Genomic DNA, 25,728 nt, shown 5'->3' with positions numbered 1-25,728 from the left:
GACAAGGCAAAATTGTAAGGGGAAAAGAAAAGTAAAGTGTATTTGCGATCGCTCGTGTCTTCTACTTCGTGCTATCCCTCAATCTGAGTAATAGTTACTATTCCATTTTTTGTTTTTGCGTTAGCGGAGCTTACCGTAGGTATCGCCTGAACTAATATCCCCAAACTAGATCACCAAAAGTGGACAAGACCCATCATCCTGGCTGAAGCGTAATTATAGTTGCAAATAATCCTGGTTTGTAAATGTCATGATTGCAGGTTTGAGCGATTAGCATTGCAGGTCGCTACACCTGACCTTCAGGATGGGTCAGATGTTTGGTCCTAAGTATATTCCCAAGTTAGTGGAGCATGTTTTGAACGGCGATGTTGACCCCTCGGCTGTGTTGACGCATCGCTTGCCTCTAACTGAAACAAAACAGGGCTTTGAGATGTTCAAGCACAAGAAAGACCAGTGCATCAAAGTGATGTTGCAGCCGGACTAGGCTCATCTCACTTAGGAATACGTGAATAAGAATAAACAATGGGGGTTGTGTCGTACTTGTGACACAACCCTATTTATTAGGTGCCTAGATCCCAATTTAAAGCAGATGCGATCGCCCGGTGCAATGTCAGCGGGTCAAAAGGTTTGGCTATGATTCCTTTAACTCCTAGTGTTTCATAATGATGGGGTTCGAGTAATCCAGCCTGTGCAGTCAAAAACACCACAGGTATAAACTGCATTTCCGGCTTAGCCCACAGTGCATCCAGAAACATATAGCCATCCATTTTTGGCATCATAATGTCCAGCAGGATCGCATCTGGTTGTTCAGCGATCGCCTTGAGTAACCCTTCTTCTGCCGATGTCGCGGTAATGACAGTCCATTGGGCTATTTTTTCCAAGCAGGTTTGCACTACCCGTTGCACATCGGGTTCGTCGTCAATTAACAAGATGCGCTTTGATGCAGAGGTCACCATCATCGTCTGTAACGGCACTGTGCCGCCTCTCTTAATAGAAAAGACTATAAACCATTGAAGTAACTACCTATGAAAGATTAATAATTCAAGGAAATTGTGAGGAGATTCTGAGCGATTAGCATCACCAGGCTACAACTCTGTTCTACGCTCCGTTCTAAAGATAGGTTACTACCAATATCGTGTCTGGTTAAGTGCTTATAAAACCCAAAATGCGAAAGCTACACAGCTTTCATTCTAAATAAACTCGGAATTTTTTGTGAGATAGATGAGGAGTGTAGTTGAACAGGCTCATTAAGATGCGATCGCGACTCAACAACTCCTGCGAATTCACCATAATTTCCTCAGAAAGCCCTTAGATTTTCCCTCTAGGGTGTCAATCATCACTGAGGATACTTCTATGACATTACCTTTATTATTAAGCCAACAAGATGATTTCGAGCAGTTAAAATCTGCGGCTCCAATTGATTTTGGCTCTCTCTTCATCTGGAAGGTCGTTGCAATTGCATTGCAAAACCAACCAGATAGGTTGCTTGAAACCACCGATGAAAAACATCTCCTGAACAACACAACAAAATATAAACGTCACGAGCAGTCGTTTTCTAGACTGCCTCAATCAAACTGCAACTTTGCTTTGAACGGTGCGTTCATTGATGTTGCTCAAGAAGTTGCTAAGCTACTTCAGCAATCTCAACCCTTTCATTCTGAGGGTATCATCAACCATTCTGCTAAGACGATCGCCATTCGAGCGATCGAGCCAGAGTACAAGCAAATCATTAACGTTGAGCCGTTAACTGAACGGGAGCGAGAGGTGTTGCAACTGATTATTGACGGTCTCAACAACCTGGCGATCGCCCAGAAGCTTCACATCACTACGGGTACGGTGAAAAGTCATGTTCGCAATATTTTGAAGAAACTCTGCGTTCATAACCGCACTCGGCAGCAATTCGAGCACTGCGTGCGGGTCTTGTCCACTAACAAACAAGAATGAATTAAAAATTAAAAGTGGCTGCCAGCCTGGGGTTCCCATTTTTAATTTTGCATTGTCTGAAATCAGGAGAAACAAATCATGTCAAGCAATCGTGGAGTGGTTTATATGGGTTCTGGGAAGGTCGAGGTGCAAACTATTGACTTTCCCAAACTCGTTGATCCGCGCGGCAACAAATGCAATCACGGCGTTATTCTCAAGATTGTTTCCACCAATATTTGTGGCAGCGACCAGCATATGGTGAGAGGACGTACTACAGCGCCGATTGGCATAGTGCTGGGTCATGAGATCACGGGTGAGGTGATCGAATGTGGGAGCGATGTTCAATTTATTCAGCAAGGGGATCTAGTTTCTGTGCCATTTAACGTGGCGTGTGGACGCTGCCGCAACTGCGAGGAACGTCATACAGATGTGTGCCTGAACGTGAACCCGGATCGCCCCGGTGGTGCCTATGGATACGTTAATATGGGCGGATGGATTGGCGGTCAAGCAGAGTATGTCATGGTTCCCTACGCCGATTTCAATCTCCTGAAATTCCCAAACAAGGCTCAAGCAATGGAAAAGATCCCGGATCTGACCTGCCTGACTGACATCTTGCCCACGGGTTATCACGGTTGTGTGACCGCAGGAGTCACAAGTGGCTCAACGGTATACATTGCTGGTGCAGGTCCGGTTGGTCTGGCAGCCGCCGCATCAGCACAGCTATTGGGAGCGGCTGTCGTGATTGTTGGAGCAGGCAACCCAGCTCGCTTAGCTCATGCTAGAAGTATCGGCTGTGAAACGGTTGATATCTCCAAAGATGCCTTGATCGTCGAACAAATCGAACAAATTCTCGGTGTGCCGGAGGTCGATTGTGCAGTCGATTGCGTCGGCTTTGAGGCGCACGGGCACGGCAAAGACTATGATCCGAAGAAAGGTGTACCCGCGATCGTATTAAACACCATGATAGAAGTCACTCGCGCTGGCGGAGCGGTGGGTATTCCTGGATTGTACGTAACCGAAGATCCGGGAGCAGAGGACGAGGCAGCGAAGCTCGGTTATCTGACCATGCGCTTCGGGTTGGGTTGGGCAAAGAGCCTTTCGTTATACACAGGTCAAACCCCTGTCAAAAAATACAACCGTGGCTTGATGATGGCAATTCTTAACGACAAGATCCAAATCGCTAAGGCTGTCAACGTTCAGGTGATTCCCCTAGAAGAGGCTCCCCAGGGCTACCAAGCGTTTGACAAAGGAGCCGCCAAAAAGTTTGTGATTGACCCCCACGGCAGCTTGAAGTAAGCCTCCTGGAGCAAGGGAGGAATCTTGTTATGGATGCTCTCAATGGTTTTCGGGTTCTAGTCGTCACCGATGTTGCTCAAGAAACTCAACATCAGGCGTTAGCAGCAGGATATCAAGCATTTATCGCCAAACCCTTTGATATAAATGAGTTGTTATGGATAGTGGCTGGCGTTAAAGCCGATAGGCAATGCCTGTAATTTTGAACTTGTTGTTTTGAAATCATTAACTGAATTGAGGAGAAGTAGATTTTATGGCTAACAAAAAAGCGTCAACTGATCATCCAATTCATGCACTTCTCGCTGAACGCTGGAGTCCCTATGCCTTTCAAGACCGCTCTGTTTCGGATGACGATCTGCGTTCACTGTTTGAAGCAGCTCGTTGGGCACCGTCATCCTATAACGAACAGCCCTGGATCTACATCGTTGCGAAACGGGAGAATTCCGCTGAATTTGAGAAACTCCTGTCCTGTCTGGTAGGCAAGTGGGGAAAGGTGTCTTCAATTGTATCGTGATCAAGAACGAGGATTTCAATCATGGCATTAGAGCATCACCCGATCGCTTTTCCCAAACTCGACGATGAACAGATCGCGGCATTGGGCAAATTCGCCAAACTTAAAGCATTTCAGGCAGGCGAGACACTGTTTGCGGAAGGCACACCGGATTACCAATTCTTCGCGATCAAGCGTGGCGAAGTTGCGATCGTCGATCGTTCCTCTGGTCACGATCAGATCGTCACAATCCACGAGCCGGGGGAGTTTACGGGGGATGTGGATATTTTGACAGGTAGACCGGCTGTTGTTAGGGCGATCGCCCACTCCAACTGTGAGGTGTATGAGATTGCAGCAGACGATCTACGACGGATTTTGAATGAAATGCCACGACTGAGTGATGTCTTACTCCGGGCATTTCTGATGCGCCGTCAGTTGCTTGAGGAATCCGGCTTTGTAGCCGTCAGGGTGGTCGGTTCACGCTATTCCCCAGAAACTCATCGAATTCGCGAGTTTCTGGCGAAAAATAAGGTTCCTTTTACCTGGATCGATCTGGAAAACGATCCTCAAGTTGACACACTGTTGACACAGTTCAGGATCGGTGAAGATGAAACCCCAGTTGTGATTTGCGGCAACAATAAGCTACTGAAAAATCCTTCGATGGCTGAATTGGCTGACTGCCTCGGCATTAAAAAACCGCTCGAACACACCATCTATGATTTGGTAGTCGTGGGGGCGGGTCCAGCGGGGTTGGCGGCAGCGATTTACGGCGCATCGGAGGGCTTGAAAACCCTCGTATTGGACAAAATGGGTCCGGGTGGGCAGGCGGGCAGCAGTTCCAAAATCGAGAATTACATGGGCTTTCCAACGGGTCTTTCCGGTAGCGATCTGGCAAATCGAGCCGCGATCCAGGCTGAGAAATTTGGGGCTATATTAACGGCACCAGCGGAAGTAGTTCAACTGAGCTGTGAAACTGGGTACTACGCGCTGCGACTAAAGAGCGGCGAAGAAATCTCTGCTAAATGCATTCTAATTTGCGCGGGTGCGTCCTATCGCAAACTTGCCGTTGAGGGCTACGATCGCTTTGAAAGCTCCGGCATTTACTACGCAGCAACAACGGTGGAAGCTCTGCTGTGCCGGGGTGCCCAGGTGGTCGTCGTGGGTGGCGGCAATTCTGCGGGTCAGGCGGCAGTTTTCCTCTCCGAACAGACTCAAAAAGTCTTTTTGCTAATTCGGGGCGGTGATCTGGGAAAAACCATGTCTCATTACCTGGTGCAGCGGATTGAGCAAACGCCCAACATCGAAGTGCAATGCTACACCGAAATCTGCAAAATGTACGGCAACAAGTGGCTCGAAGCCGTTGAGGTGTTTTGCAGTCAAACCGGACAAGCTGACACGATTAAATGTTTGGCAGTCTTTGTCTTTATCGGTGCTGTGCCGCATACGAAATGGTTGCCAGATGCCATTCAGTGCGATCGCAACGGGTTTGTCAAGACAGGTCTGCGAGTGATGGAGTCAGGCGAGTGGACGCTGCGTCGTCAACCCTTTCTGCTGGAGACCAGTCTTCCCGGCATTTTTGCAGCGGGAGACGTGCGGCTGGGTTCCATCAAGCGGGTGGCTTCTGCCGTCGGAGAAGGGGCAATGGCAGTGCAGTTCGTTCATGAGTACCTGGCTTCCAGTTAAATGAACTGGGGATTACAGAATCGATCGGAGGATGACATGGTAATACAATGCACACATCTCAATCAAATTCGGAGAGTGACACCCAGCACAAGAGGGTGTAGAGAGTGTCTGATGCTGGGAGACCCTTGGGTACACCTGCGTGTGTGCTTAACCTGCGGTCATGTTGGTTGCTGCGATGAATCTAAGAACAAACATGCCACACGGCATTTTCTTGCGACGCATCATCCCATCATTCAGTCGTTTGAACCAGGGGAGGATTGGATGTGGTGTTATGTCGATGAGGTGTTCATGGACTAACAGCGTTAACCGAAATCGGAGGTATTAGAGTTGAAAGCACTCGTGTCACTTCTACTTGCCGTTACCCTGTCGTTGTTAATCATGCGTATTGCTGCCGAAGCCCTGATCCTGACTGGGCTATCTCGTGAGACGGCTGAATTTCAGGCACATTCAGCGATTACGGGTTCGGGCTTTACCACCAGCGAATCAGAACAGGTGGTTACCCATCCCGTGCGGCGACGTATCCTCATGTGGTTGATGTTGCTGGCGAATGCCGGATTGATTACCGTGATTTCCTCCTTAGTCCTTACATTCATCAGCGCAGCTAAGCTCAGCGATTGGCTGCCTCGTCTCGTGCTGCTGGTGCTAGGAATAGCAATTCTTTGGATCGTAGCAATTAACCGTTGGATCAAGCATTTCCTCTCCCATTGGATGCAATGGGCGTTGCGCCGCTGGACTCGCCTGGATGTGCGAGATTATGCCAGCCTGCTGCACCTATCGGATGGCTATGCGGTGATGGAACTGCAAGTGGATGCAGGAGATTGGATTGCTGACAGACCGCTGCGGGAAACCAACCTCCGTCAAGAGGGGATTATAGTGTTGGGGATTCTCCGCCCTGATGGAGCATACCTTGGCGCACCTAGAGGAGCAACCTTTATCCGTCCTAACGATGTGGTGCTCTTGTATGGTCGCCTGGATGCCTTCAGTGAGTTGGATTCGCGTCAGGCGGGGAGTACAGGTGAACAGGCTCACCAGGATGCGATCGCCGATCATCAACAACTCCTTTTAGAACGCGATCGCCAAGATGCAGCCAAGTAAAGAACATACCCTTTGTGAATTCACCATAATTTCCTCAGAAAACCCTTAGATTCTCCCTCTAAGGTATCAACAGAGTCCAGCACTTAGGGGGATGCCTCGGCGACTTACAAAACTCTCACTATCACTGGATTTTAAACAGCGGAGTCTAGATAAAGAGACAAACTGATGAGTCGTGATTCGCAATACTTTTACTCCACTCGCATCGATATTCCTGAAATGTTGCAGACTCAAGTGGTTGAGTTGCTCAATCAAACCCTGGCTTCAACGCTAGATCTGAAAACTCAAGTTAAACAAGCTCACTGGAATGTCAAAGGGAAAGACTTCTACCAATTGCATGAACTGTTCGATGAAATCGCAGCGGAAGTGGAAGAATTTATCGATCTGGTGGCAGAACGCATCACTGCATTAGGAGGCTACGCTCTGGGAACCGCCCGCATTGCTGCCCAGCAGTCGGAGTTACCCGAGTATCCGTTTGACCTGGTAGAGGGGATGGATCATGTTACGGCTCTCGCCGATCGCTTCGCCATTTATGCTAAATCCCTACGGGATGGGATTCAGAAAACCGACGAGCTCAATGAGATGGATACCAATGACCTCTACATTGAGATCTCGCGGGCGATCGACAAGCGCTTATGGTTCCTGGAAGCGCTTCTGCAAACTGCAACCAATACTTCAGGAGCGGCTACCGCAAACACCCAATCCCATGCCGTAAAAGCTGGTGCAAAGGAAGCTAAAGCTCTTCGATGAACCCTCACAAATCAAACAATTACACGCTTTTCTGCCTTGTTTAGCAACCGCAAAGATGGCAAGGGACGGGGACACGGGGATTGAAAAAGACCTCTCCGCATCCTCCTTATCTCCCCTCTCCCTCCCCTCCCCTACTTCCCCCACCAAATACACCAGGAGAAACCATTATGACCTCCCAGATGATCCTCCAGCAACAGTCCGTATCTCTGGACGATGCCCGACGAGTTTTCGCCGCTGGAGAAGAGAGAGCCAGAGCGATCGGACAACCAATGAACATCGCCGTCGTTGATGCAGGCGGCAATCTCGTCGCCCACATCCGCATGGACGGTGCGTGGCTCGGCAGCATCGACATCTCGATCAACAAAGCATTCACCGCTCGCGCGTTTAACCTTGCCACCAAAGCGTTGGCAGAGAATGCTCAGCCTGGAGAACAATTTTTCGGCATCCATGCCTCCAATGCAGGACAAGTGATGATCTTCGCAGGCGGCATCCCACTACAGAGTGGCGGTCAAATCGTCGGTGCAGTCGGCGTTAGCGGCGGTAGTGGCGAACAGGATCAGACCGTTGCTGAGGCTGCTGCCGCTGCATTCTAACCTGCAAATGTAAACCGCTATAAAAGCGATTGTAACGAACAGACTTATTGTCGTAACGAACGGACTTGTGATCCTAACGAATGGACTTGTGATCCTAACGAATGGACTTGACGAATGGACTTGCTGTCATAACGAATAGACACAGCACAACGTTATACAGACCCAAATTAAGTATCAAAAGGAGATAGAAGCATGGCGAATGAGAATCTCAAAGGACTGAAGGTCGCAATCCTAATCGCGGACGGCTTCGAGCAGGTCGAGATGACCGAGCCACGGAAAGCCCTCGACCAGGCTGGTGCCGAGACTCGCATCGTGTCGCCCCAGAGCGATCGCGTTCGTAGCTGGAACTTTACAAATTGGGGTGACGAGTTCCCGGTCGATGTGGCTCTTGACCAGGCACAATCTCAGGACTTCGACGCATTGCTACTACCAGGTGGTGTGATCAATCCCGATTCACTCCGAATCCAGGCGAAGGCGATCGCATTTATCAAGTCCTTCTTCGACGCTAGCAAACCAGTGGCATCCATCTGCCACGGACCCTGGACGATCATTGAGACTGGTGCTGCACGCGGGCGGCGGATCGCTGCGTGGCCTTCGCTCAAGACGGATCTGCGGAATGCAGGCGCGGAGTGGGTGGATCAGGAGGTCGTGGTGGACAGCAACCTTGTAACGAGTCGTATGCCCGACGACATTCCAGCGTTCAACCGGGAAATGATTGGGCTGTTCAGCCACGCGGGACAGGCGCAGCCAGTATAGGAGAGTTAAAAGCGATCGCCGCACGTCATGGTGTTACGCCGACCCAAGTCGCTCTCGCATGGCTACTGCATCAGGAGGTGATCGCCATTCCCAAAGCCAGCAATCCAGCGCACGTTCGGGAGAATCGCGCGGCGTTGGATCTAACACTTACAAGTGCAGATTTGGCGGAACTCGATCGCGCCTTTCCGCCACCTCGCCATAAGATGGCACTCGCAATGAGATAAATACGAGGAATGACATGAAAATATTAATGGTTTTGACTTCCCATAATACACTCGGCAACACGGGTAGAAAAACCGGGTTTTGGTTAGAGGAGTTTGCCGCCCCTTACTACGTCTTCAAAGACGCAGGCGCAGAAATTACTCTGGCATCTCCCAAAGGTAAACAACCACCACTCGACCCCAAAAGCGATGCTCCAGATGCCCAAACTGAAGCGACCCTCCGCTTCAAACAGGATACCCATGCTCAAACCGTTTTAGCCAATACCCTAACGCTATCGAGTGTCTCTGCCGATGATTATGATGCGGTGTTTTATCCCGGTGGTCACGGTCCATTGTGGGATCTGGCTGAGGATGCCAATTCGATCGCGTTAATTGAAGCTTTCTATGCCGCTGGCAAGCCTGTAGCTGCCGTGTGTCATGCTCCCGGTGCATTGCGCCATATTAAAGCTGCCGATGGTTCTCCTCTCGTGCAAGACAAGTCCGTGACGGGCTTTGCCAATACAGAAGAAGCAGCGGTTGGGCTGACCAATGTCGTGCCGTTCCTGGTGGAAGACGAATTGAAAAAGAATGGCGGCAAGTATTCCAAGACCAATGACTGGCAGCCCTATGCAGTGAGTGATGGCAATTTGATTACCGGACAGAATCCCGCGTCGTCCGAATCCGCAGCAAAACTACTGTTGCAACAACTGAGTACAGCCACATTCGCTCCAAGAGCCATATCATGACACGGGTTGTTCGTTTCCATCAGATCGGAGGTCCTGAAGTCCTCCAAATCGAAGATCTCGAAGTCGGTGCGCCCGGCCCTGACGAGATCCACAGCCGCGTCGAGGCGATCGGTCTCAACCGAGCAGAAGCGATGTTTCGATTAAGAACCTACCTGGAAGAACCGCATCTGCCTGCTCGTCTCGGCTATGAAGCCTCCGGTATTGTTGAGGCGTTGGGCAGCAATGTACAGGGCTTTGAGGTCGGCGAAGCTGTCAGCGTGATTCCGGCTTTTTCCATGAACCAGTATGGGGTTTATGCCGAGCAAGCGATCGTGCCCGCTGCGGCAGTGCTGAAGCGTCCCGCAGGACTCAGCGCGGTCGAGGCAGCGGCAGTCTGGACGCAATATCTCATACCAAATCCGGGTTAGCTACCCCGGACTATCTAAACAAGAAGATATAGAACCGATTATTTCTTTACTACGAGAAGAGAGTCGAATGATTATTGCTCTTATTAAGAAGCTAGAATAATGGTCTCTTTTCCCTTATTCCCTTTTTCCTTTCTTCCCTGTTCCCCGTTCCCTCTACCAAACTATTAATTTAGCATAACAAGTACCGGAGAACCGATAATTCTTGGGATGCATCTTTTAACATTCTTTCTATTTCTCAGAGAGTACAATTCCTTTGGACGCAACACTGTGTATATCTTTTTCTAAAACGTCTTGTATTATTTTCCGAGCCAACCAAAAGTTTTGCCAGGAGTAAACTTGAAAACCAATACCAACTCTTCGAGTACAGTATAGGAAGATATCACGTCTCATTAGGATTATGCCAACCGCCGTCGGGGGGAATCATATGATCCGCCAAAGGAGGCCCCCAGCTATGAGGTGCGTATTCGTAAACAGGGGTTGCTTGATCTAGGATAGGAGCGACAATTTGCCACTGTGCTTCCACCTCATCTTGGCGAGCAAACAACATGGAGTCGCCTTTCATGGCATCTTCAAAAAGCCGCTCGTAGGGATTCATCTCATTGCCATGCTCGACTTGAGCGACTAGTCCGACTTCGCTACCCACCATTCCGTCGCCTGGGGTTTTAGAGCGAATGCCGATCGCAGTCAGCACATTTTGACTAAGACGAAAGTAGAAATAATTTGCTAATCCAAAGGCACGCTCGCCAAAAACATCCTGCGGCGGACGCTTGAGCCTGACCACAACTTCAGTAGTTGTACTCGGTAAACATTTGCCTGCACGAATGTAAATCGGAACGCTAGCCCAGCGCCAAGTATCAATGTTGAGCTTAACCGCCGCGAAGGTTTCGACCTTGGAATCAGGAGCTACACGAGGTTCTGAGGCATAGCCCTTGTACTGCCCGCGCACTACATTTGAGGGTTCGATTGGATCTATGGATTTGAGCAATCGCGCTCTTTCATCTCGGATGGCTTCATGCTGCTCGTTGATGGGCGGATCCATCATTAAACACGCTGTCACCTGAAGTAGATGATTTTGCACTACATCCCGAATAGCGCCTGTCTCTTCATAAAACCGTCCCCGTCCATCGATGCCAAATTTTTCAGCCATCGTGATTTGGATGCTGGCAATACTGACGCGATGCCAAATCGGTTCGAGTAATGAATTGGCGAAGCGAGTGTAGAGAAGGTTTTGGACTGGTTCTTTTCCCAAGTAATGGTCAATCCGAAAAATATGACTTTCGGGAAAGATAGAGTGCAGAATGCAGTTCAGTATTTTAGCCGATTTTAGATCGCGTCCAAAGGGTTTTTCTACCATAACGCGACCATTCTTTACACAACTTGATTGACCTAACCCTTCGACAACCGTCGCAAACAAACTGGGAGGAATGGCTAAGTAATACAGAGGAGCTTCAGCTATTTGGAGTACCTGGCATAATTTATCATAGGTGGCGCGATCGCTATAATCACCAAAAATATAGTAAAGTAATGAACACAGTTTCTGGAAAGCTGGTTCATCAACGCTGGCCTGTTCCTCCAGGCTCTTACGCACATAAGATTGTAATTGTTCGATGCTCCAATCTCGCCTACCCACTCCAATAATTGGAATGTCAAAATGACCGCGCTGAATCATCGCCTGTAAGGCAGGAAAGATTTTTTTGTAAGCTAAATCACTTGTGATCCCAAAAAATACCAGGGCATCGGAGAGTAAAGCTGTCATGATTAACCTCCATATCGACGCGGAGAGGGGAAGCAGGGGAGCAGAGGGGAAGAAAGCTGATTAAAATCCCCGCGTCATTGTTCCAGATGCCCACCGAACTCATAGCGCAACGCAGAAATGAGTTTATTGGCAAAGTCTGATTGACCGCGAGAGCTAAATCGTGTGTAGAGGGCTGTACTAAGGACGGGAACAGGAACTCCTTCTTCAATTGCTGCCATTAGTGTCCATCGACCTTCTCCAGAGTCAGATACGCGCCCCTCGAAGTTGGCTAAGTCGGGGTCTTTGAGAAGGGCGATCGCGATTAAATCAAGTAACCAAGAACTAATCACGCTACCCCTACGCCACACCTCTGCTATATCTCCGATATTAAAGTCGTATTGGTAGAATTCCGGATTTCGCAACGGAGCCGTTTCTGCATCGACTTGATGCAATTGTTTCCCAATATTAGCATGGTGAAGAATGTTCAACCCTTCGGCATAAGCTGCCATGATGCCGTATTCAATGCCGTTGTGAACCATTTTGACAAAGTGCCCTGCACCGTGAGAGCCACAATGCAAATATCCCTGTTCAGCCGTTCCCCCCATTAACTCACGACCAGGGGTGCGCGGTGCAGTTGATACACCAGGAGCCAGCGCTGCAAAGATGGGGTCAAGATATTTCACCACCGTCAATGCACCACCAATCATGAGACAGTAGCCGCGTTCTGCCCCCCAAATGCCACCGCTAGTTCCACAATCAATGTATTCAATTCCTTTGACTTTTAATTGATCTGCACGACGAATGTCATCAATGTAGTGAGAATTGCCACCATCAATGATAATGTCGTCAGCGTCTAGAAACGGCATGAGAGTCTGTAGAGTAGCATCTACTGTCGCGGCGGGTAGCATCAGCCAGACGGTGCGGGGTGGCGTGAGTGCTTCGATGAGTTCAACGAATGATGTTACACCACGGGCGATCGCTCCTTCCTGAACCAGCACCTCTGCTTTTTGTGGCTGACGAGTGTAGCCAATGACGGTATGTCCAGCCTGGGTTAGACGGTGTGCCATGTTAGCTCCCATTCGTCCTAGTCCTATCATTCCCAGTTCCATAACATGCCCTGTATTCAAGTGAGAAAAATTGGAAGTATCCATCCCAAAATAGCACCAATAGCGCAAATAGCTGTTAGAATCAGGAAAACCTCAGTTCGGCTAAACTCTATTTCCTGCAAATTTTCGACGGACTGGTCTAATGCCATATCCAGGGTAAAAATGCCAATCCAGGATAGAGCGATCGCTATTGCCCAGCCGAAGAATCCGCTTGATATCGATGCTCCAGTTAGAATCCATGCAGAACCGAATGTGAGAGATAACAATCCCGCCCAGACGGGAAAGCCAGTGAGTATGCATACACGGACTGCGGCAATTGCCAAAATGAACATTGGTATTGCAATCGTCGAGAAAGGGCGATTGAGCCAGAGAGTCCATCCCAATCCTCCATATCCCAGCATTAGCACCGTCAGCCAAACTAGACTATAGAGAAAATATTTCCAATAAAATTCTTTTGTTTCTGGTCGGTTATGGTCTTGTTCAAATGTAGTTACAATTTTGTTAACCATAAGTCTTATACCTTTCTACAAAGACGAATCATTTCACCAAGCCTGAATCTAGGATTTGTCCAATTTTTCCCATTTCCTTATCTTCCTAACGAATCTGCCCTAACCTTAGTTGGCAAATCTAAGGAAAATCTGAGCAGATACTGATACTAAATTACGTTTAGAAACACTTATCTCTGCTTTCACAAAAGCATTGCTCTTTAAATGTCCTCATTTTTTGCTTAGATTATCTTGCTACAATTCCCACGTTGATCTAGTAATTAGCTCATGCTACAAGAAGAACCCTAGGGAGTGAGATCATGACTAAACCGATTCAAATTCTGTTACAGACAACAATTCCCAGCAATGAAGATGATTGGTATATTGGGCGATTCTCTTTGCTAAAGGACTATTTAGCTTCGTTAAAAAGTGACACTGGGGAACCCCTGTACCAGGTAACAGCAAGGGATCGAGAAAATACTGCTGAAAAAAACGATCCAGTTTTAAGTACGCTAGATAATTCAGATTTTGATGAACTGTGGCTGTTTGCTGTGGATTTAGGGGATGGCATAACTCCACAGGAGTGTCAGAGCATCAGTGCCTTCCGTCAGCGCGGCGGCGGTTTATTGGTCAGCCGTGACCATCAGGATGTAGGTTGTTCGGTTTGCAATCTTGGTGGTGTCGGCGCAGCCCATTACTTTCACAGTAAGAATCCCGATCCCGATCCCTGGCACCACTACCCTGATGACATCTACACTAAGTATATTTCCTGGCCCAACTTCCATTCTGGGTTAAATGGTGACTACGAGAAGATTATTCCCATAGAACCTATTCATGACTTACTCAAGAATCCTACATCACCTTCTGAGGAGATTGAATTCTTTCCGGCTCATCCCCATGAAGGAGCCGTAGGTGTGCCTGCAAACGAGAAGAATGGACGAGTTATTGCCTTGGGTACAAGCTCAGTCTCCGGTCGGAACTTTAACTTAGTAGTTGCTTTTGAAAGTACTCAAGATGAACAAGGAAATATTTTAGGACGTGCGATCGCTGAATCAAGCTTCCACCATTTCGCCGACTACAATTGGGATGTTAATATGGGCGCACCTAGCTTTGTAACCGAACCCCCTGGAGATGGGATGAAGCAAAACCCACAAGCCCTTGAACATATTAAAGCCTATGTGCGAAACTTAGCCCTCTGGCTGGCTCCTACCTCAAGTTAAAAGAAAGTCTCCTATCCTTAACATATTCGCGGAATTCCCCATCCGCATTTTGATATCAGTTTAGCAACCGTTTGACGGGCTGATTTTTTATGTTTTAGTATTTTTTTGGCTAGCTCAATTGCCTCATTTATACCCTTAATTGATTTTGTTACATTTTCATCATCGGATGGCATAGATTTCGTGATTTTTTCATTCTCCACAGAATCTGATTCTATGATTCAATCCAAATTCTGCAAGTTTGATTTAGTTACAAAATCAAATTTCTCCAGAATCAAGTTTGCGAGCAAGTTCCATTACAGTTGCTGCAATAATTTTTGGCACACGGATTGTAATTGTGTCTTTATTATTCCAAGTTGCTTTTCTTCCCGCATTTTCTCGTTTTCCTCCCCGTCTGCCTATCTTAGATGATTTCATACGATTGAATTTCTTAATGAATTAATCACATAATCATGCTGCCGCTACTTAGCCGCCAAATCTCCGACCACCACACAACCTATATATACGTATTTTTGTCAAGTTCATTCTTATCAATTTTTAATGCGTTTGCCCTAGAATTAAGGGTGAAATAGAAATATAAAAACTGGAGAAGTTAGTCTATAAACGATGGATTGTAGTTTAGCAAATCCTAAAGATAAATGAGGAATAGGAAAAACTGAAAGCCAAGGCTGAATTAAATTAAATAGGGTAAAAGGTTGAAGGATGAGACGGAGATTATTGAGAATATTCTTCCAACCTTTACCATTATCCCACCCAGAATGAGAAGCGAACTCTGATTGAGGTTCTGGGGGAGAAGGACGTATTTGTTCTGAATGAAGACTAACCATCAGGTAGGCACTACATACAATCTCCCACCAGCTTAAACTTTTATCGGGGTCAAGCACTTGCGATATCCATGCCCACAACGTCACAATTGGCGTGTAGACTGTTTGGCGATAGGCGACCCCTTCCTGTTCCAAAATTTGTTGGAGCACCTCTTTTGGTAACACCTGCTCCAACGGCAGTGCTAGACTGTCCTGGAACTTTTGCTTGAGTATTTCGGCACGATTCGGCATAGTAGGGAGATAGTTAAATGCGGTCTCCAAAGCTCTGATTCTCTCATATCAGCCCTTGGAGCCTTTTTTTATCCCCTTATTTCAGTGCCATTCGTTCTATGAATAATTTCATTGGCAAATGACTATGATTTCCTCAGAAAGCCGTTAGGTTCTTTTTCTAAGGTGTAGAAGTATCCATATTCAATCAGTGTGGAATTGTTTCAGCAACTCATCTAGCTACTTGGTGGATGCTAAGTAACAAGATCCTTCTTTTTTAGATGTAACAAATAACTGTTGCATCTAACACATGAGGGATCAGCGTACAAATAAAATTCTAGGTTAAAGGGAGTAGATGAATGATTCATGCCAGCAGTTTGATTAGATACAAGCAAGTAATTGGTTTCTTTTCTCGTCGTGATTATCTAGAGAACGCAATCAAGGAACTGAGGCAAGCAGGCTTTTCTATAGGACAACTTTCTCTGGTTACTCAGGGCATTGCACGAGATGGAACATTTGCCAGCCTGGAGATTTTTGATTATTTAGATAATAAACTGCTCCACTTCCCAACTCACCGAATTAACTTTTTGCAAAACCGAGTTAAACAGGGAGATTATCTGCTTATTGTCCGAGGTACACCGACTGAAATTCGACGAGCAACAAATCTCTTGAGTTGCTGCGGTCTTCAAGAGATGAGCATTGACTCTATATCAAAATGAACGCAGCAAAACTAATTTGCAAACCTGTGTTTAACACCCTACAAAAACACATCAGCCCAAGATGGTTGATGGTTATGATATTTCCAATCCTCATTCTAAATGCTTGGCTAGCGATCAAAACGCTCCAGTACTTTCAACCTCTGGTGGCGATCGTGATTCTGGCAGCACTTCTAGCATTCATCCTGAACTATCCCGTTCAATTTCTTCAGCAGCATGGTAATAGACACAGTGTTGCAGTGGTTGTCGTCTTTCTCCTCACCTTATTGATCCTGATGGGGTTGGGGATTACATTAATACCTCGTTTGATTGAAGAACTCAGCCAGATCGTGGTAACAATTCCAGATTGGATTGAAGCCAGCAACCAACGGCTTGAGAATTTGCAAGCTTGGGCAGAACAGCGACATTTACCCGTGAGCTTGAGCCTGCTTGATACTCCGATTACAAAATTATCCTCGAATGGTTTACAATTCATCGCCAATCCCCTTTTATCCTTAACCATGAGTACAGTTGGGAGCGCCACCGATATTGTTTTCACGATCGTTCTAACCTTCTATTTTCTACTGGATGGGGAAAGCATTTGGAAGGGTATTTTTCAATGGATGCCTAACTACGTTACTACATTGTGTGAACAATCCCTTGAGCAAAATTTTCAGAACTACATCATTGGACAAATCACGTTAGCTTCTCTGATGGGAAGTTCCATGATGGTGTTATTTCTGCTGTTGAAGATTCCATTTGCTCTCCTGTTTGGATTGGGTATTGGCGTTTTAACCTTGATTCCATTGGGCAGTTTTTTGGGCATATGCTTAACAGGTCTGATTATTACTATCCAAGATCCTGTCCTGGGTTTGAAGACGTTTGCTTTGGCGCTTTTAATTGACCAAATCATCGATCAGGCGATCGCTCCCCGGCTACTCGGTCGCTTTACAGGACTAAGACCGGCTTGGATTTTAATTGCGCTATTCATTGGCACAAAACTATTTGGATGGTTAGGGCTCATTGTTTCAGTTCCCTTGGCTGGTTTTGTGAGAGACACCCTGCACGAACTTTGGAACGCTTCTGTGGATACCGTTATTGGCTTAGAAGCACCTGCAACATCAGATCGTTCACCTCTGGAAAAACAACAAGTGCAGCAACTCTGAAGGAAAAACAAGTTTGATGAGTAATGCTTCAAATACCTAAAACTGCTCGAAAGAAGAAAATCATAGCGAGCTTGATGAGTCGCAACCGTCAAAAGATTAGTACGCAAGAGCGCATCAAACAATTAGACCAACTGCTCGACTGGTATGATGACCTGACTCTTGCGGACACAAAAACTGCACAAACTATCCGTAAAACCTTTTTGCTGACACTGGAATACGCACCAGAAATCATTCGGGAAGAGCGGTTTTCCCAATTTTTGGCCGATCGCATTGAATCAGAAGATTTTGCGGAGTTAGAGTGGGAAACGCCGGAAGCAGTGATCAATTATTGTGAATTGCTTTACAGCGTTCGCTTTCACAGCGATTCAATGGCAAAGCATGTCCATTGTCTAGAAGAAATCCTGTTGCGTTACGCATTGCAGCAGTATGAGCGGCGAGGGGCACACGAGAAGATGTTTCGGCTGTTAAAGTTAGCACCCACGTCTCCATCGATGACCGATGCAGAACTCCGTCGGCTTAAAAACCGCACTTACCTTTATGAAATGCGACGAGTCAATCAAAATCGCCGCTGTCTCTACACTTATCTCGTCTTCCAAATTGTACTGATTGGGGTTGTCTTTCCCCTTCTATTTATTCACGCTGAAAATGAAGCACTTCAACAACACATTGGGCGATCGGCTCAGTCTATATTTCAGAGCCAGCCACAACAATTCCTCTCGTACCTCGATGGGTTATATTGGGCGGTCGTTACAGCCGTGGCAATCGGGTATGGTGACATCACACCTGTAACCGGGCTAGGAAAGCTTCTTGCAGGAATACTGGGTATTTTAGGTGTACTCACCATCGGCGTTATTGCAGGACTGATTCTAAATTGGTTATCTGAACGCAGCCTCGATTGAGGCGGCTGCTAACTCATCTATAAGTCAGTAATTGTTGTTTATTTGGTCAAAACACTGTAGTAATCACGTCTTTTGGAGAACATCAAACCATGCGCGTTAATTGTGTAGCTAAACCAATGTTTCATAAAGGTCAAACAATTCGTTTTGTGGGTGGAACTGGCATCATTCGTGACTATCAACTTCAGTCAGGAACTTGGAATTATTTAGTAGAGATGGAGATGGAGCCAGAGCTAGAAGTGGGTAGGATAGGATATGAAACCATGATCTGGCTTTCCGAAGTAGATATTGACTCACTAAATCAATCATGAAATTTCTAAATGGTTTTCGTTTTTCATTAGCGATCGTAGGATGTGTTAGCGTAGCGTAACGCATTGCCCATTGTCGTTTTGGTGCGTTACGTTATCGCTAACAGTACCCTTCCAATCAGTTTGAAAGCTCGCCCCTAGCAAATGCTTCTAGCTGTTGGAGAAGTCGAGCGAGATTTTTTGTTGCCTCAAAATCACCGTGAGAACGGCTCAGATCTCTCGCTTGCTGGATATGACCAATTCCCTCCATCTTTCTGTTTAGCTGAAGCAATACAATGCCTAAGTTAAAATGTGCTTCAGCAGCCTCCGGAACAATCTGAATAACTTCGGTAAAAGCCTTCTCAGCACCAGCAAAGTCACCTTGGTTACTCAATATGAGACCTCGATCAAAGGCATTATGAGCTGTTTCAAGGTTGGTTGTTCCAATGTCGCTAGTTAACCTTGAAGCCGTATTTTGGGCTACATTCTGAATTAGTCCAGTAATAGTGGAAACATCAAGCTTTAATGCCTTAAAATCAATACTGCATACTTGATTTTTTCTGTCAATGAGCAAGTCCTATCCACTTGATTTTCTATCCACTCTTTAAACATCTGATTCAGGATTCCTTGATACCTTTGGGGAGTTAATTGATCTGGGATGAATTCTTCAACTATTAATATATGGCTTCCTTGTTTTGTTGTCATTGGATCAATTAACTCTCCTGTATTAGCACTAAACACAACAGCTGCTTTGTCTGGTTTTAAGTGCCAACGGTAAAGCTTGCCTTTATAACCGCAGTGGTACCGACGTCTCTCATCAATGTCATAAAAGTGAGCAGCCTCATAAAAACTGATTTCTTCCTCTTCAATTTTATAGAGGATATCGTGGGCAACTCTCTCGTAGGGAACAATAATTTGATAGAGTATGACTTGGTCAGAATGAGGGCGATTTTGATCAAAAAAGTTTTCTATTTTTGTGGGAAATAAAGACTCAGCTAATTTTTGAGCCAGAAGGCAATCCCGAATCCCAGCCTTCCAATCCTCTACAGCTAGCCATGCTTGTGTATTGGCTAGGTTCTCTCGACGCTGTTCATCCCGCAACCGAATTGCCTTAATATCAACTTCCTCAGGTGTTACAGTTATCCCCCTTTCCTGAGCAGTTTTGTTAATAATTATTTGCGATAAAATCTTCTGACACACATTTTTGAAGTGCAAATTTCTTAGCAAAAAACTAATAAGCTCAACTGACTCAAGAGAGACACCTGAAAAATTAACAATATCGCTTTTTTGATGTAAAAATAAATGCAACATTACTCTAAAAAATAAAGTTTTGAAGAAAGTTGAAAAGACTCCCTATCAACATATTTGTACGCCGTCGCGACTTACGTTTACTAGAAACAGGCACACTAAATGCAAGGGTGGTTTGGAATGACTTATATCCAGTTCTTGACGAGGAAGAAACTTTAGGATTTCCTCGATTTGCTGAAAGAGTGGTTTGATCATCTGCGAAAGATTCTATAGCTGTCTGTTGGAAGAAAAAATAAGCAAAATCATCTAGTGAAACTCCGCCAGTCACTGCCTGTTGTTCCTGCTCGGACAAATCTGTGAGCAGTTCGGTATCTGTAGTTTTGATATGCTCAGACATAGTCATACCTTATCTTTATTTTGTTAAGCTGATAAAAACTTTAAGTGGTCTCCAGGGATAGAATACAAATCTGATAGAGAACCTTGGATTTTCAACTGGCCTTTATCCAGTAGCACAACCCAATCGGCTCGTTTGATCACGCTAGGGCGGTGGGTAATCATAATTGTGGTTTTGTTTTTGCGGTAATTCAACAGCCGCTCCAGCACTTGGGATTCACTCACTGGATCGAGTCCAGCTGTCGATTCATCCAAGATCAGTACCGACGGGTCGTTGACAATGGCTCTGGCGATCGCCAGTCGTTGCCGCTGACCGCCAGAAAGATTCGCCCCAAATTCCCCTAAGACGGTTTGATACTTATTCGGGAGCTGACTGATAAATTCATCGGCATCGGCAATTTTGCAAACTTTAACGATCTGCTCAAATGGAACGTAGGGATTTCCTAAGCGGAAGTTCTCTATAATCGAGCGACTCCAGAAGTGAGGTTCTTGAGGTACGAGTACCACTTGTTGTCGCAGGCAATCGAGAGAAATATCTTGCAAGTTATAATCACCAATGCGAATATTCCCCGACTGCGGCTCATATAAGCCACCGATCAGCTTTGCCAGAGTGCTTTTGCCACAGCCGGATTGTCCGATCAGTGTAATCACTTTTCCTCCAGGCAGAGTGACGGAAAAATTTTCTAGTAAGTCAACTCTACCCGTATGGTGAAAGTTGAGATTAGTACAACAAATGTCAGCATCGCCAGGAATTTCGGCAAACGGTTTTTGGGCATCCCCGACTGCTTCCGGCGTAGCGTCGATCACTTCTACCAGACGAGTGATTGCCGTTTGGGAGCGAAAATATTCATCCGATAAGCCGAGTAACAAGCCAAGTAAGCCCAGAACATTACCCTGCATGGCGTTAAAGGCTAGCACTTGACCGATGGTTAGTTCATTGCTTATCACCAGTATGCTCCCTAATCCGAGTAAACTAATGCCGCCGATACTGCCAACAAGGTGCGTAAAAGTGCCATTAACAATGCCGATTTTGATGGTACTGAACGTCAGATTCGCCAGACGACCGAAGCGACTTTGAAATTCATCCCAAAATTGGGGAGCAGCCCCCGTGGTTTTCATCACCATTGCGCCTTTAAACGTTTCGACCAGTACCCCTTGATTTTCGGCTGCTAAGACTAAGAGGCTGCGCGTTTTTTGTTGCAGAATCGGCAAGAACGGCAAGGTTGCCAGGGTCATTATCGTCCCGATCAACATGACCGCTAGTGTTAACTTCCAGCTATAAAACAGCATGAAGCAAAAAGAAATGACTGCCACAAAAAACTGGCTGGGCAAACGAACAACAACCTGAGAGACCAACTGGTTAATTTCATTGATATCGCGTAGGCGGCTGGTGATTTCGCCGCTGCGACGAGCTTCGTAGTAATTCAAAGGCAGGTGTAAGAGTTTTCGCCCAAATTCCAAGACTAGCCCTAACTGTAGCCGTTGACTAAAGTGAGCAATCATAATAGTTTGCAGTACTTGTAGGGTAGTACTAAACAAGGTCATGACAACAACGGCAGCGATCACAACGGTAAGCAACTCAATATCCCCCCGAACAAGTACCTCATCTGTGAGAATTTGAACCAAAAAAGGGCTACCGAGGGAGAGTAAGCCCAGGACAATGTTGATGACAAAAGCTTGCGCCAGCAATATGTGATAAGGCCAGACGCGCCTAAAAAAGCGACCGAAGCCACTAACAGAATCTTCTTGGAACTGCTCAAAAAACTCCTCTGAACCTGGTTGCAACAAGAGCATGATGCCATTCCAACCTGCCGTTAACTCGCGTTTGTCAAGATAACGGATGCCCGCTGCTGGATCTGCAATGACATATTTCCTGCCCCGCTTCCCGTATAAAACAACCCAGTGATAGCCCTTCCAATGAATAACCGCAGGCAAAGGGATTTCTTTGATTTTGTCTACGACCTCCTGTGAGGCTTTAACTGACCGGGCATTGAAACCTAGGGTTTCAGAGCCACGCTTCAGACCCAGCAGTGTTGTCCCTAATTGCCCAGTTCCTACTGCTTCGCGACTGCGAGTGATGCTCAAAATCCGTCCATAATGTCTGGAAATTGAAGCTAGGCAAGCTGCCCCACAATCTTCCTCGCTTGCTTGTAAAACACATTGATAACCTTTACGACGTTTGAGTAGATTAACCATAGTGATTTTTGATTAAATTACAAATCTGTTAATAATCTTGCTTTTCTGAGAATGAATTTAAGCACCGTTTCAGAGCGTGAAATAATATCAGCTGTACCCTCCATCCCAGGTTGAAGAAGACACTGATGATCTTCATTTCCTACAAACCGAGTTTCGGGTTGAATTATTACCTCATAAGAGGCACGTGAGGCGCGTGCTTCCGTCTCGTTACCTGCCGCTGGCAGGGCATCTGGTGCGACTGTGGTGACTGTACCTTTGAGCGTGCCATAGTCTGGATACGGACAAGCAGACACCTGCATCTGGACCTTTTGTCCTGGTTTCACTTTGTCAATATCTTTAGCCTCCACATTAGCCTTAATCTGCAAAGGGGCATTCATAGGTGCAATATAAGCAATAGCTTCTCCTGGTTGTACCACCTGACTTGCGTTTCGCAGCTCCAATTTGAGGATTGTGCCATTAATTGGGGCAAGAATAAATGTCTTACTAAGTTCAATTTCTATTTGTTGGAGTTCTTTCACATCGCGCCCCAGAGAGTTTTGAATTTCAATTTGACGCTGAAGCAGGTTCTCTCGTTCTTTGTGCAATGCAGCTAGGGTTGCCAAACCTCGTGCCCTTTCTTGGGCAATGCGCTCAGTCGCTATTGTTACTGATGCATTACTTGGATTGAGGCTTGCTTGAGCTTCTTTGAGTTTCGCTTCAGACGCTTTGAATGCTTGTTCTTTCTCCTTGACTTGTAGTTCAGCAATAGCACCAGTGTTAGCCAATTGCTGATATCGCTTCATCTCCTCCTTTGCCAGCGCTAAAGAGGCTTCCACTGCTTGCACTTGTGCGGAAGTTGTGATTTGCTTGTCTTGATAGTCCTCTTGGTGGAGAACAAGGTCAGCTTCAGCAGCGGCAATGCTGCGGTTCATTAATATTTTTTCAGCGGCTATCTGATTATCGAGGGCATTGAACTGAGCATCGATTTGAGCAAATTGTAAGCGGTTGTGCTGGATATTTCCTTGCAGTTGTTTCTTTCTGGTTTGGAGTTGAGAATTGTCAATAGAGGCGATCTGCTCGCCCTTCCTGACAACTTGGTTCGCTTTCACTTTAATGCTTGTGACTATTCCCTCAGTTGTAGCCTGAGCGATTCGCAATTCTCCCGTCGGACGGATAGTCGCAGGGACTTTTACCGTGGCGTTGTACTTGAGAACGCCACCCAGAGCAACCGCTCCACTAAATATGCTAACCAGAAACATTGTCCCTATTGTTGTCCAGGGACTAATAAGGGGGAGAAACTCGTCGCCTTGAACGAGATTGAGTTGGTCTGGATCAGGTGTACTCAGCATGGCTACAAAATCTTAAAATTGACAATGACCCTCGCTCCTCAAACATTCAAAATTCAAAGTATGCCCTATACCTGCAGCGTGCCGTGCCTCCTTTAGGAGGAGCTTAACGCGCACGGTGTCCGTAAGTCCTACAGACAGGCTGAGTCCCTTGCGGGACACGCTCCGCGAGGCACGCGCAGCGAGGAGCTTACACGCTTGGCAGACCTTACGCCAACGCGTAGCGTGCCCGCAGGCTTAGGATCTAAGCATAGGGCTTAGGGGTTGACGGGGGCTGTAAACGGACAAAAAAATAAACCTCTCCAGAAATTTGATTTCAGTCCACCTATTAAAAGGGTTTCAAATGAATTTGCCCAGATATGTAATGTGAGCCTCCTCTTTAAAATGAGATGAAAGATCAAAGGAGAGGCTATAGTTTTGACTTATCCTTCCATCCTTATCTTAGGCGGAAACGCAGGGGAGACCTTAAGGAACCCAGAGGAACAAGAGGCATCAAGTCATCACTATCAAAAGGATCATCGGGTTCTTCTGTGCTATTATCTCCACCTTCTGTGCCATTGTTTACGCCATTTTCTTCTTTGCTATGGTCTGCAAAGTTGACTTCGTTAGTATATCGGTGTTCAGTCACGTAGGAATTGGATTCGCCACCCGCTACAGTCTCCTGTTGCTCCTCAGATAAATCCACCAGCAACTCTGAGTATGAGAGAAAGGCCATATTTATACCTCACTGGTTATTACTTATACTAAATTGGTTGTGTAACTCCTTTTTTGTATAGAGCGTGTAGGTAATACCCTCCGGGAAGCCCTTCGGGTAAGACCTTCGGTCACGCTGCGCGTATGCCTGCGGCACGCTTTGCGCTTACGCAGTCGCTGTGAGTTTGGAAAACCCTCCAAAGAGCGCTGTCTCACCGCCTCCGGCGTCTATGTTTGTATAGCCCCTAGGCTTCGGTCCTATCCCTATAATTCCTCCTCGATGATTTCGACCAATTCCTTGGCTAGGTCTTTTTCCTCGCTGGCTAGCTGTTTTGCTTCGCTGACCTCCAGGAGGAATGCTTCGGGGCTATTCGTTCCGGTCTCATTCCCACTCGTTCCGGTCTCATTCCCACTAGTTCCCGTCTGATTCCCACCTCTGTTCAGGAACCCATTTACCCCTTGCCCAATCAAGGGAAGGCTGGATAGTGGCCGCAACCTCCCTATAGATAACCCGCCCGATATAGCAGCGGCGGAGTCATCTGTGAGTTCTTCTAGCAGTAGAGGAATGTCTTTTAATCTCATCATATTTTTCCTCCTGCGGAGTTAATGAGTATGCTTTCAATTGAGCATAGAGCACCGTTATGCATGCCCGCTTTTGACTCTCCAGCTTTAATGGAAGACGACCAGAGAAGCTTGTATAAACTCTCTTTTTGATTTGAGCAAGTCATACAAGTTTCCTTCCCCTCCCGTTAAGAATTCCAGAGTATTACTTCCTTGCTAATCTCTTACTTAGGCATAGAGCTAAAAAATTAGGTCATGCCAAGTAAGAACTTCTAGGAAAGCTCTGGAATTCGTTGCAAGGGAGTTTGTGCTGTTGGTTGAATTAATTAGCCAACCTCATGACTCAGCCTAAAGCTTACTAGACAATGTCAGCCGTCGCCTCAGCGTCACCAGTAACGTCATCGCCACCGATACCAGTGACCCGTCCTGGTGCCTCAAAGCCTAGCTTGAGATCATCGTAAGCTTCGGTGAATACAAAGTCAGTCGATAATCTCTTGCGAACGCTAGAGCCATTTCTACTAGAAGTGATATCCTTCTGAAAATCCACTAATTGATTTTCGAAGTTAGTGTAATTTAACTCATTAAGCGTGTCTAGTTTTCCGCCTCCAGAAACAAGTTCCTGCTGCTCTTCAGTTAAATCCACCAAAAATTCGTGTGACATTGTATTTCTCCTTGTGATTTTTTATTTGAAACACCCTTTATCGGTTGTTATAAATAATCTAGCTAAAAAAAGCAATTTTAAGGATGCCATCTTGCCACATTTT

The 25,728-nt window shown here is 46.4% G+C and carries 30 protein-coding genes and 1 pseudogene; 17 read left to right on the top strand and 14 right to left on the bottom strand.

Annotated elements, in window-relative coordinates:
- Positions 1 to 557: 557 nt before the first annotated feature.
- A complete protein-coding gene (locus F7734_RS01650; RefSeq protein ID WP_347566111.1) occupies positions 558 to 971 on the bottom strand; it encodes a response regulator in 414 nt (137 codons plus the stop codon).
- Positions 972 to 1,350: 379 nt separating this feature from the next.
- Between F7734_RS01650 and F7734_RS65025 the strand changes: the two genes are divergently transcribed.
- The 12 genes from F7734_RS65025 to F7734_RS01585 all read left to right on the top strand — a co-directional run bounded on the left by F7734_RS65025 (position 1,351) and on the right by F7734_RS01585 (position 9,930).
- Positions 1,351 to 1,941 carry a response regulator transcription factor gene (locus F7734_RS65025; RefSeq protein ID WP_207713979.1) on the top strand — a complete coding sequence of 197 codons (591 nt, stop codon included), beginning with the start codon at positions 1,351 to 1,353 and terminating at the stop codon, positions 1,939 to 1,941.
- 78 nt (positions 1,942 to 2,019) lie between these two features.
- The gene (gene fdhA, locus F7734_RS01640; RefSeq protein WP_155743083.1) at positions 2,020 to 3,216 is read left to right on the top strand and encodes a formaldehyde dehydrogenase, glutathione-independent; all 1,197 of its coding nucleotides are present in this window, start codon (positions 2,020 to 2,022) and stop codon (positions 3,214 to 3,216) included.
- Positions 3,217 to 3,245: 29 nt separating this feature from the next.
- Positions 3,246 to 3,413, top strand: a complete 168-nt coding sequence (locus tag F7734_RS01635) for a hypothetical protein (protein ID WP_155743082.1) — start codon at positions 3,246 to 3,248, stop codon at positions 3,411 to 3,413.
- Between the two features lie 53 nt (positions 3,414 to 3,466).
- Complete coding sequence (locus F7734_RS01630) at positions 3,467 to 3,727, top strand: nitroreductase family protein (RefSeq protein WP_155743081.1); 261 nt, start codon at positions 3,467 to 3,469, stop codon at positions 3,725 to 3,727.
- A 21-nt stretch (positions 3,728 to 3,748) separates the two neighbouring features.
- Positions 3,749 to 5,386 carry an FAD-dependent oxidoreductase gene (locus F7734_RS01625; RefSeq protein WP_155743080.1) on the top strand — a complete coding sequence of 546 codons (1,638 nt, stop codon included), beginning with the start codon at positions 3,749 to 3,751 and terminating at the stop codon, positions 5,384 to 5,386.
- 378 nt (positions 5,387 to 5,764) lie between these two features.
- Positions 5,765 to 6,481 (top strand): TrkA C-terminal domain-containing protein, encoded by a 717-nt coding sequence (locus F7734_RS01615; RefSeq protein WP_155743079.1) that lies wholly within the window; start codon positions 5,765 to 5,767, stop codon positions 6,479 to 6,481.
- Between the two features lie 165 nt (positions 6,482 to 6,646).
- Entirely contained in the window at positions 6,647 to 7,228 is a 582-nt protein-coding gene (dps, locus tag F7734_RS01610; protein WP_155743078.1) for a DNA starvation/stationary phase protection protein Dps, read from the top strand.
- 167 nt (positions 7,229 to 7,395) lie between these two features.
- A complete protein-coding gene (locus F7734_RS01605; protein ID WP_243146623.1) occupies positions 7,396 to 7,821 on the top strand; it encodes a heme-binding protein in 426 nt (141 codons plus the stop codon).
- A gap of 192 nt (positions 7,822 to 8,013) precedes the next feature.
- On the top strand, positions 8,014 to 8,577 hold the full coding sequence (locus F7734_RS01600) for a type 1 glutamine amidotransferase domain-containing protein (protein WP_155743077.1): 564 nt from the start codon (positions 8,014 to 8,016) through the stop codon (positions 8,575 to 8,577).
- Positions 8,574 to 8,801: an aldo/keto reductase gene (locus F7734_RS01595; RefSeq protein WP_347566113.1), complete on the top strand. Its 228-nt coding sequence runs from the start codon at positions 8,574 to 8,576 to the stop codon at positions 8,799 to 8,801. Before F7734_RS01600 ends, F7734_RS01595 begins: the two co-directional genes overlap by 4 nt.
- 14 nt (positions 8,802 to 8,815) lie before the next feature.
- Positions 8,816 to 9,523 (top strand): type 1 glutamine amidotransferase domain-containing protein, encoded by a 708-nt coding sequence (locus F7734_RS01590; protein ID WP_155743076.1) that lies wholly within the window; start codon positions 8,816 to 8,818, stop codon positions 9,521 to 9,523.
- Positions 9,520 to 9,930 (top strand): alcohol dehydrogenase catalytic domain-containing protein, encoded by a 411-nt coding sequence (locus tag F7734_RS01585; protein WP_207713978.1) that lies wholly within the window; start codon positions 9,520 to 9,522, stop codon positions 9,928 to 9,930. Before F7734_RS01590 ends, F7734_RS01585 begins: the two co-directional genes overlap by 4 nt.
- A gap of 379 nt (positions 9,931 to 10,309) precedes the next feature.
- Here F7734_RS01585 and zwf read toward each other — a convergent pair whose 3' ends face one another.
- The 3 genes from zwf to F7734_RS01570 all read right to left on the bottom strand — a co-directional run bounded on the left by zwf (position 10,310) and on the right by F7734_RS01570 (position 13,280).
- A complete protein-coding gene (gene zwf / locus F7734_RS01580; protein ID WP_155743075.1) occupies positions 10,310 to 11,686 on the bottom strand; it encodes a glucose-6-phosphate dehydrogenase in 1,377 nt (458 codons plus the stop codon).
- Between the two features lie 74 nt (positions 11,687 to 11,760).
- Positions 11,761 to 12,816: a phosphogluconate dehydrogenase (NAD(+)-dependent, decarboxylating) gene (gene gnd, locus F7734_RS01575; RefSeq protein ID WP_243146622.1), complete on the bottom strand. Its 1,056-nt coding sequence runs from the start codon at positions 12,814 to 12,816 to the stop codon at positions 11,761 to 11,763.
- Positions 12,789 to 13,280 (bottom strand): hypothetical protein, encoded by a 492-nt coding sequence (locus tag F7734_RS01570; protein WP_155743074.1) that lies wholly within the window; start codon positions 13,278 to 13,280, stop codon positions 12,789 to 12,791. The genes gnd and F7734_RS01570 overlap by 28 nt, the downstream gene beginning before the upstream one ends.
- A 296-nt stretch (positions 13,281 to 13,576) precedes the next feature.
- Here F7734_RS01570 and F7734_RS01565 point away from each other — a divergent pair, with 296 nt between their 5' ends.
- A complete protein-coding gene (locus F7734_RS01565) occupies positions 13,577 to 14,476 on the top strand; it encodes a hypothetical protein (protein ID WP_155743073.1) in 900 nt (299 codons plus the stop codon).
- Positions 14,477 to 14,731: 255 nt separating this feature from the next.
- On the opposite strand, the gene F7734_RS01560 is transcribed toward F7734_RS01565, so the two are convergent.
- Both F7734_RS01560 and F7734_RS01555 read right to left on the bottom strand, forming a co-directional pair.
- Positions 14,732 to 14,890, bottom strand: coding sequence for a hypothetical protein (locus tag F7734_RS01560; protein WP_155743072.1), 159 nt, complete (start codon positions 14,888 to 14,890; stop codon positions 14,732 to 14,734).
- Between the two features lie 140 nt (positions 14,891 to 15,030).
- Positions 15,031 to 15,330 (bottom strand): annotated as a pseudogene (locus tag F7734_RS01555) (IS701 family transposase); the annotation flags it as partial.
- Positions 15,331 to 15,863: 533 nt separating this feature from the next.
- Here F7734_RS01555 and F7734_RS01550 point away from each other — a divergent pair.
- From F7734_RS01550 to F7734_RS01535, 4 genes are all read left to right on the top strand, one after another.
- Entirely contained in the window at positions 15,864 to 16,223 is a 360-nt protein-coding gene (locus F7734_RS01550) for a hypothetical protein (RefSeq protein ID WP_155743071.1), read from the top strand.
- Positions 16,220 to 17,365 carry an AI-2E family transporter gene (locus F7734_RS01545; RefSeq protein ID WP_155743070.1) on the top strand — a complete coding sequence of 382 codons (1,146 nt, stop codon included), beginning with the start codon at positions 16,220 to 16,222 and terminating at the stop codon, positions 17,363 to 17,365. The genes F7734_RS01550 and F7734_RS01545 overlap by 4 nt, the downstream gene beginning before the upstream one ends.
- A gap of 23 nt (positions 17,366 to 17,388) precedes the next feature.
- Complete coding sequence (locus F7734_RS01540) at positions 17,389 to 18,264, top strand: potassium channel family protein (protein WP_155743069.1); 876 nt, start codon at positions 17,389 to 17,391, stop codon at positions 18,262 to 18,264.
- Between the two features lie 89 nt (positions 18,265 to 18,353).
- Positions 18,354 to 18,572 carry a hypothetical protein gene (locus F7734_RS01535; RefSeq protein ID WP_155743068.1) on the top strand — a complete coding sequence of 73 codons (219 nt, stop codon included), beginning with the start codon at positions 18,354 to 18,356 and terminating at the stop codon, positions 18,570 to 18,572.
- A gap of 115 nt (positions 18,573 to 18,687) precedes the next feature.
- On the opposite strand, the gene F7734_RS65020 is transcribed toward F7734_RS01535, so the two are convergent.
- The 8 genes from F7734_RS65020 to F7734_RS01495 form a co-directional block, all read right to left on the bottom strand.
- A complete protein-coding gene (locus F7734_RS65020) occupies positions 18,688 to 19,122 on the bottom strand; it encodes a tetratricopeptide repeat protein (RefSeq protein ID WP_155743067.1) in 435 nt (144 codons plus the stop codon).
- Entirely contained in the window at positions 19,071 to 19,748 is a 678-nt protein-coding gene (locus tag F7734_RS01525; RefSeq protein WP_347566110.1) for a peptidylprolyl isomerase, read from the bottom strand. The genes F7734_RS65020 and F7734_RS01525 overlap by 52 nt, the downstream gene beginning before the upstream one ends.
- Positions 19,749 to 19,863: 115 nt before the next feature.
- Positions 19,864 to 20,199 carry a hypothetical protein gene (locus tag F7734_RS01520; RefSeq protein WP_155743065.1) on the bottom strand — a complete coding sequence of 112 codons (336 nt, stop codon included), beginning with the start codon at positions 20,197 to 20,199 and terminating at the stop codon, positions 19,864 to 19,866.
- A 17-nt stretch (positions 20,200 to 20,216) separates the two neighbouring features.
- Positions 20,217 to 22,385 (bottom strand): peptidase domain-containing ABC transporter, encoded by a 2,169-nt coding sequence (locus F7734_RS01515; protein ID WP_155743064.1) that lies wholly within the window; start codon positions 22,383 to 22,385, stop codon positions 20,217 to 20,219.
- Between the two features lie 17 nt (positions 22,386 to 22,402).
- Positions 22,403 to 23,713, bottom strand: coding sequence for an HlyD family efflux transporter periplasmic adaptor subunit (locus F7734_RS01510; protein WP_155743063.1), 1,311 nt, complete (start codon positions 23,711 to 23,713; stop codon positions 22,403 to 22,405).
- A gap of 433 nt (positions 23,714 to 24,146) precedes the next feature.
- Positions 24,147 to 24,425: a hypothetical protein gene (locus F7734_RS01505; protein ID WP_155743062.1), complete on the bottom strand. Its 279-nt coding sequence runs from the start codon at positions 24,423 to 24,425 to the stop codon at positions 24,147 to 24,149.
- 242 nt (positions 24,426 to 24,667) lie between these two features.
- Positions 24,668 to 24,988: a hypothetical protein gene (locus F7734_RS01500; protein WP_155743061.1), complete on the bottom strand. Its 321-nt coding sequence runs from the start codon at positions 24,986 to 24,988 to the stop codon at positions 24,668 to 24,670.
- Positions 24,989 to 25,322: 334 nt separating this feature from the next.
- Positions 25,323 to 25,625, bottom strand: coding sequence for a CTB family bacteriocin (locus F7734_RS01495; RefSeq protein ID WP_207713977.1), 303 nt, complete (start codon positions 25,623 to 25,625; stop codon positions 25,323 to 25,325).
- Positions 25,626 to 25,728: the final 103 nt, after the last annotated feature.

It is taken from the genome of Scytonema sp. UIC 10036 (genome assembly GCF_009725235.1).
Note: the sequence above shows the minus strand (reverse complement) of the source record. Positions and strands in the feature narration are given on the sequence as shown.

Excerpts from the sequence above, each read along its gene's own strand:
- F7734_RS65025 (WP_207713979.1), top strand. The coding sequence starts at position 1,351 with ATGACATTACCTTTATTATTAAGCCAACAAGATGATTTCGAGCAGTTA.
- fdhA (WP_155743083.1), top strand. The coding sequence starts at position 2,020 with ATGTCAAGCAATCGTGGAGTGGTTTATATGGGTTCTGGGAAGGTCGAG.
- F7734_RS01635 (WP_155743082.1), top strand. The coding sequence starts at position 3,246 with ATGGATGCTCTCAATGGTTTTCGGGTTCTAGTCGTCACCGATGTTGCT.
- F7734_RS01630 (WP_155743081.1), top strand. The coding sequence starts at position 3,467 with ATGGCTAACAAAAAAGCGTCAACTGATCATCCAATTCATGCACTTCTC.
- F7734_RS01625 (WP_155743080.1), top strand. The coding sequence starts at position 3,749 with ATGGCATTAGAGCATCACCCGATCGCTTTTCCCAAACTCGACGATGAA.
- F7734_RS01615 (WP_155743079.1), top strand. The coding sequence starts at position 5,765 with ATGCGTATTGCTGCCGAAGCCCTGATCCTGACTGGGCTATCTCGTGAG.
- dps (WP_155743078.1), top strand. The coding sequence starts at position 6,647 with ATGAGTCGTGATTCGCAATACTTTTACTCCACTCGCATCGATATTCCT.
- F7734_RS01605 (WP_243146623.1), top strand. The coding sequence starts at position 7,396 with ATGACCTCCCAGATGATCCTCCAGCAACAGTCCGTATCTCTGGACGAT.
- F7734_RS01600 (WP_155743077.1), top strand. The coding sequence starts at position 8,014 with ATGGCGAATGAGAATCTCAAAGGACTGAAGGTCGCAATCCTAATCGCG.
- F7734_RS01590 (WP_155743076.1), top strand. The coding sequence starts at position 8,816 with ATGAAAATATTAATGGTTTTGACTTCCCATAATACACTCGGCAACACG.
- F7734_RS01585 (WP_207713978.1), top strand. The coding sequence starts at position 9,520 with ATGACACGGGTTGTTCGTTTCCATCAGATCGGAGGTCCTGAAGTCCTC.
- zwf (WP_155743075.1), bottom strand. The coding sequence starts at position 11,686 with ATGACAGCTTTACTCTCCGATGCCCTGGTATTTTTTGGGATCACAAGT.
- gnd (WP_243146622.1), bottom strand. The coding sequence starts at position 12,816 with ATGGATACTTCCAATTTTTCTCACTTGAATACAGGGCATGTTATGGAA.
- F7734_RS01570 (WP_155743074.1), bottom strand. The coding sequence starts at position 13,280 with ATGGTTAACAAAATTGTAACTACATTTGAACAAGACCATAACCGACCA.
- F7734_RS01565 (WP_155743073.1), top strand. The coding sequence starts at position 13,577 with ATGACTAAACCGATTCAAATTCTGTTACAGACAACAATTCCCAGCAAT.
- F7734_RS01560 (WP_155743072.1), bottom strand. The coding sequence starts at position 14,890 with ATGAAATCATCTAAGATAGGCAGACGGGGAGGAAAACGAGAAAATGCG.
- F7734_RS01550 (WP_155743071.1), top strand. The coding sequence starts at position 15,864 with ATGATTCATGCCAGCAGTTTGATTAGATACAAGCAAGTAATTGGTTTC.
- F7734_RS01545 (WP_155743070.1), top strand. The coding sequence starts at position 16,220 with ATGAACGCAGCAAAACTAATTTGCAAACCTGTGTTTAACACCCTACAA.
- F7734_RS01540 (WP_155743069.1), top strand. The coding sequence starts at position 17,389 with ATGCTTCAAATACCTAAAACTGCTCGAAAGAAGAAAATCATAGCGAGC.
- F7734_RS01535 (WP_155743068.1), top strand. The coding sequence starts at position 18,354 with ATGCGCGTTAATTGTGTAGCTAAACCAATGTTTCATAAAGGTCAAACA.
- F7734_RS01520 (WP_155743065.1), bottom strand. The coding sequence starts at position 20,199 with ATGACTATGTCTGAGCATATCAAAACTACAGATACCGAACTGCTCACA.
- F7734_RS01515 (WP_155743064.1), bottom strand. The coding sequence starts at position 22,385 with ATGGTTAATCTACTCAAACGTCGTAAAGGTTATCAATGTGTTTTACAA.
- F7734_RS01510 (WP_155743063.1), bottom strand. The coding sequence starts at position 23,713 with ATGCTGAGTACACCTGATCCAGACCAACTCAATCTCGTTCAAGGCGAC.
- F7734_RS01505 (WP_155743062.1), bottom strand. The coding sequence starts at position 24,425 with ATGGCCTTTCTCTCATACTCAGAGTTGCTGGTGGATTTATCTGAGGAG.
- F7734_RS01500 (WP_155743061.1), bottom strand. The coding sequence starts at position 24,988 with ATGATGAGATTAAAAGACATTCCTCTACTGCTAGAAGAACTCACAGAT.
- F7734_RS01495 (WP_207713977.1), bottom strand. The coding sequence starts at position 25,625 with ATGTCACACGAATTTTTGGTGGATTTAACTGAAGAGCAGCAGGAACTT.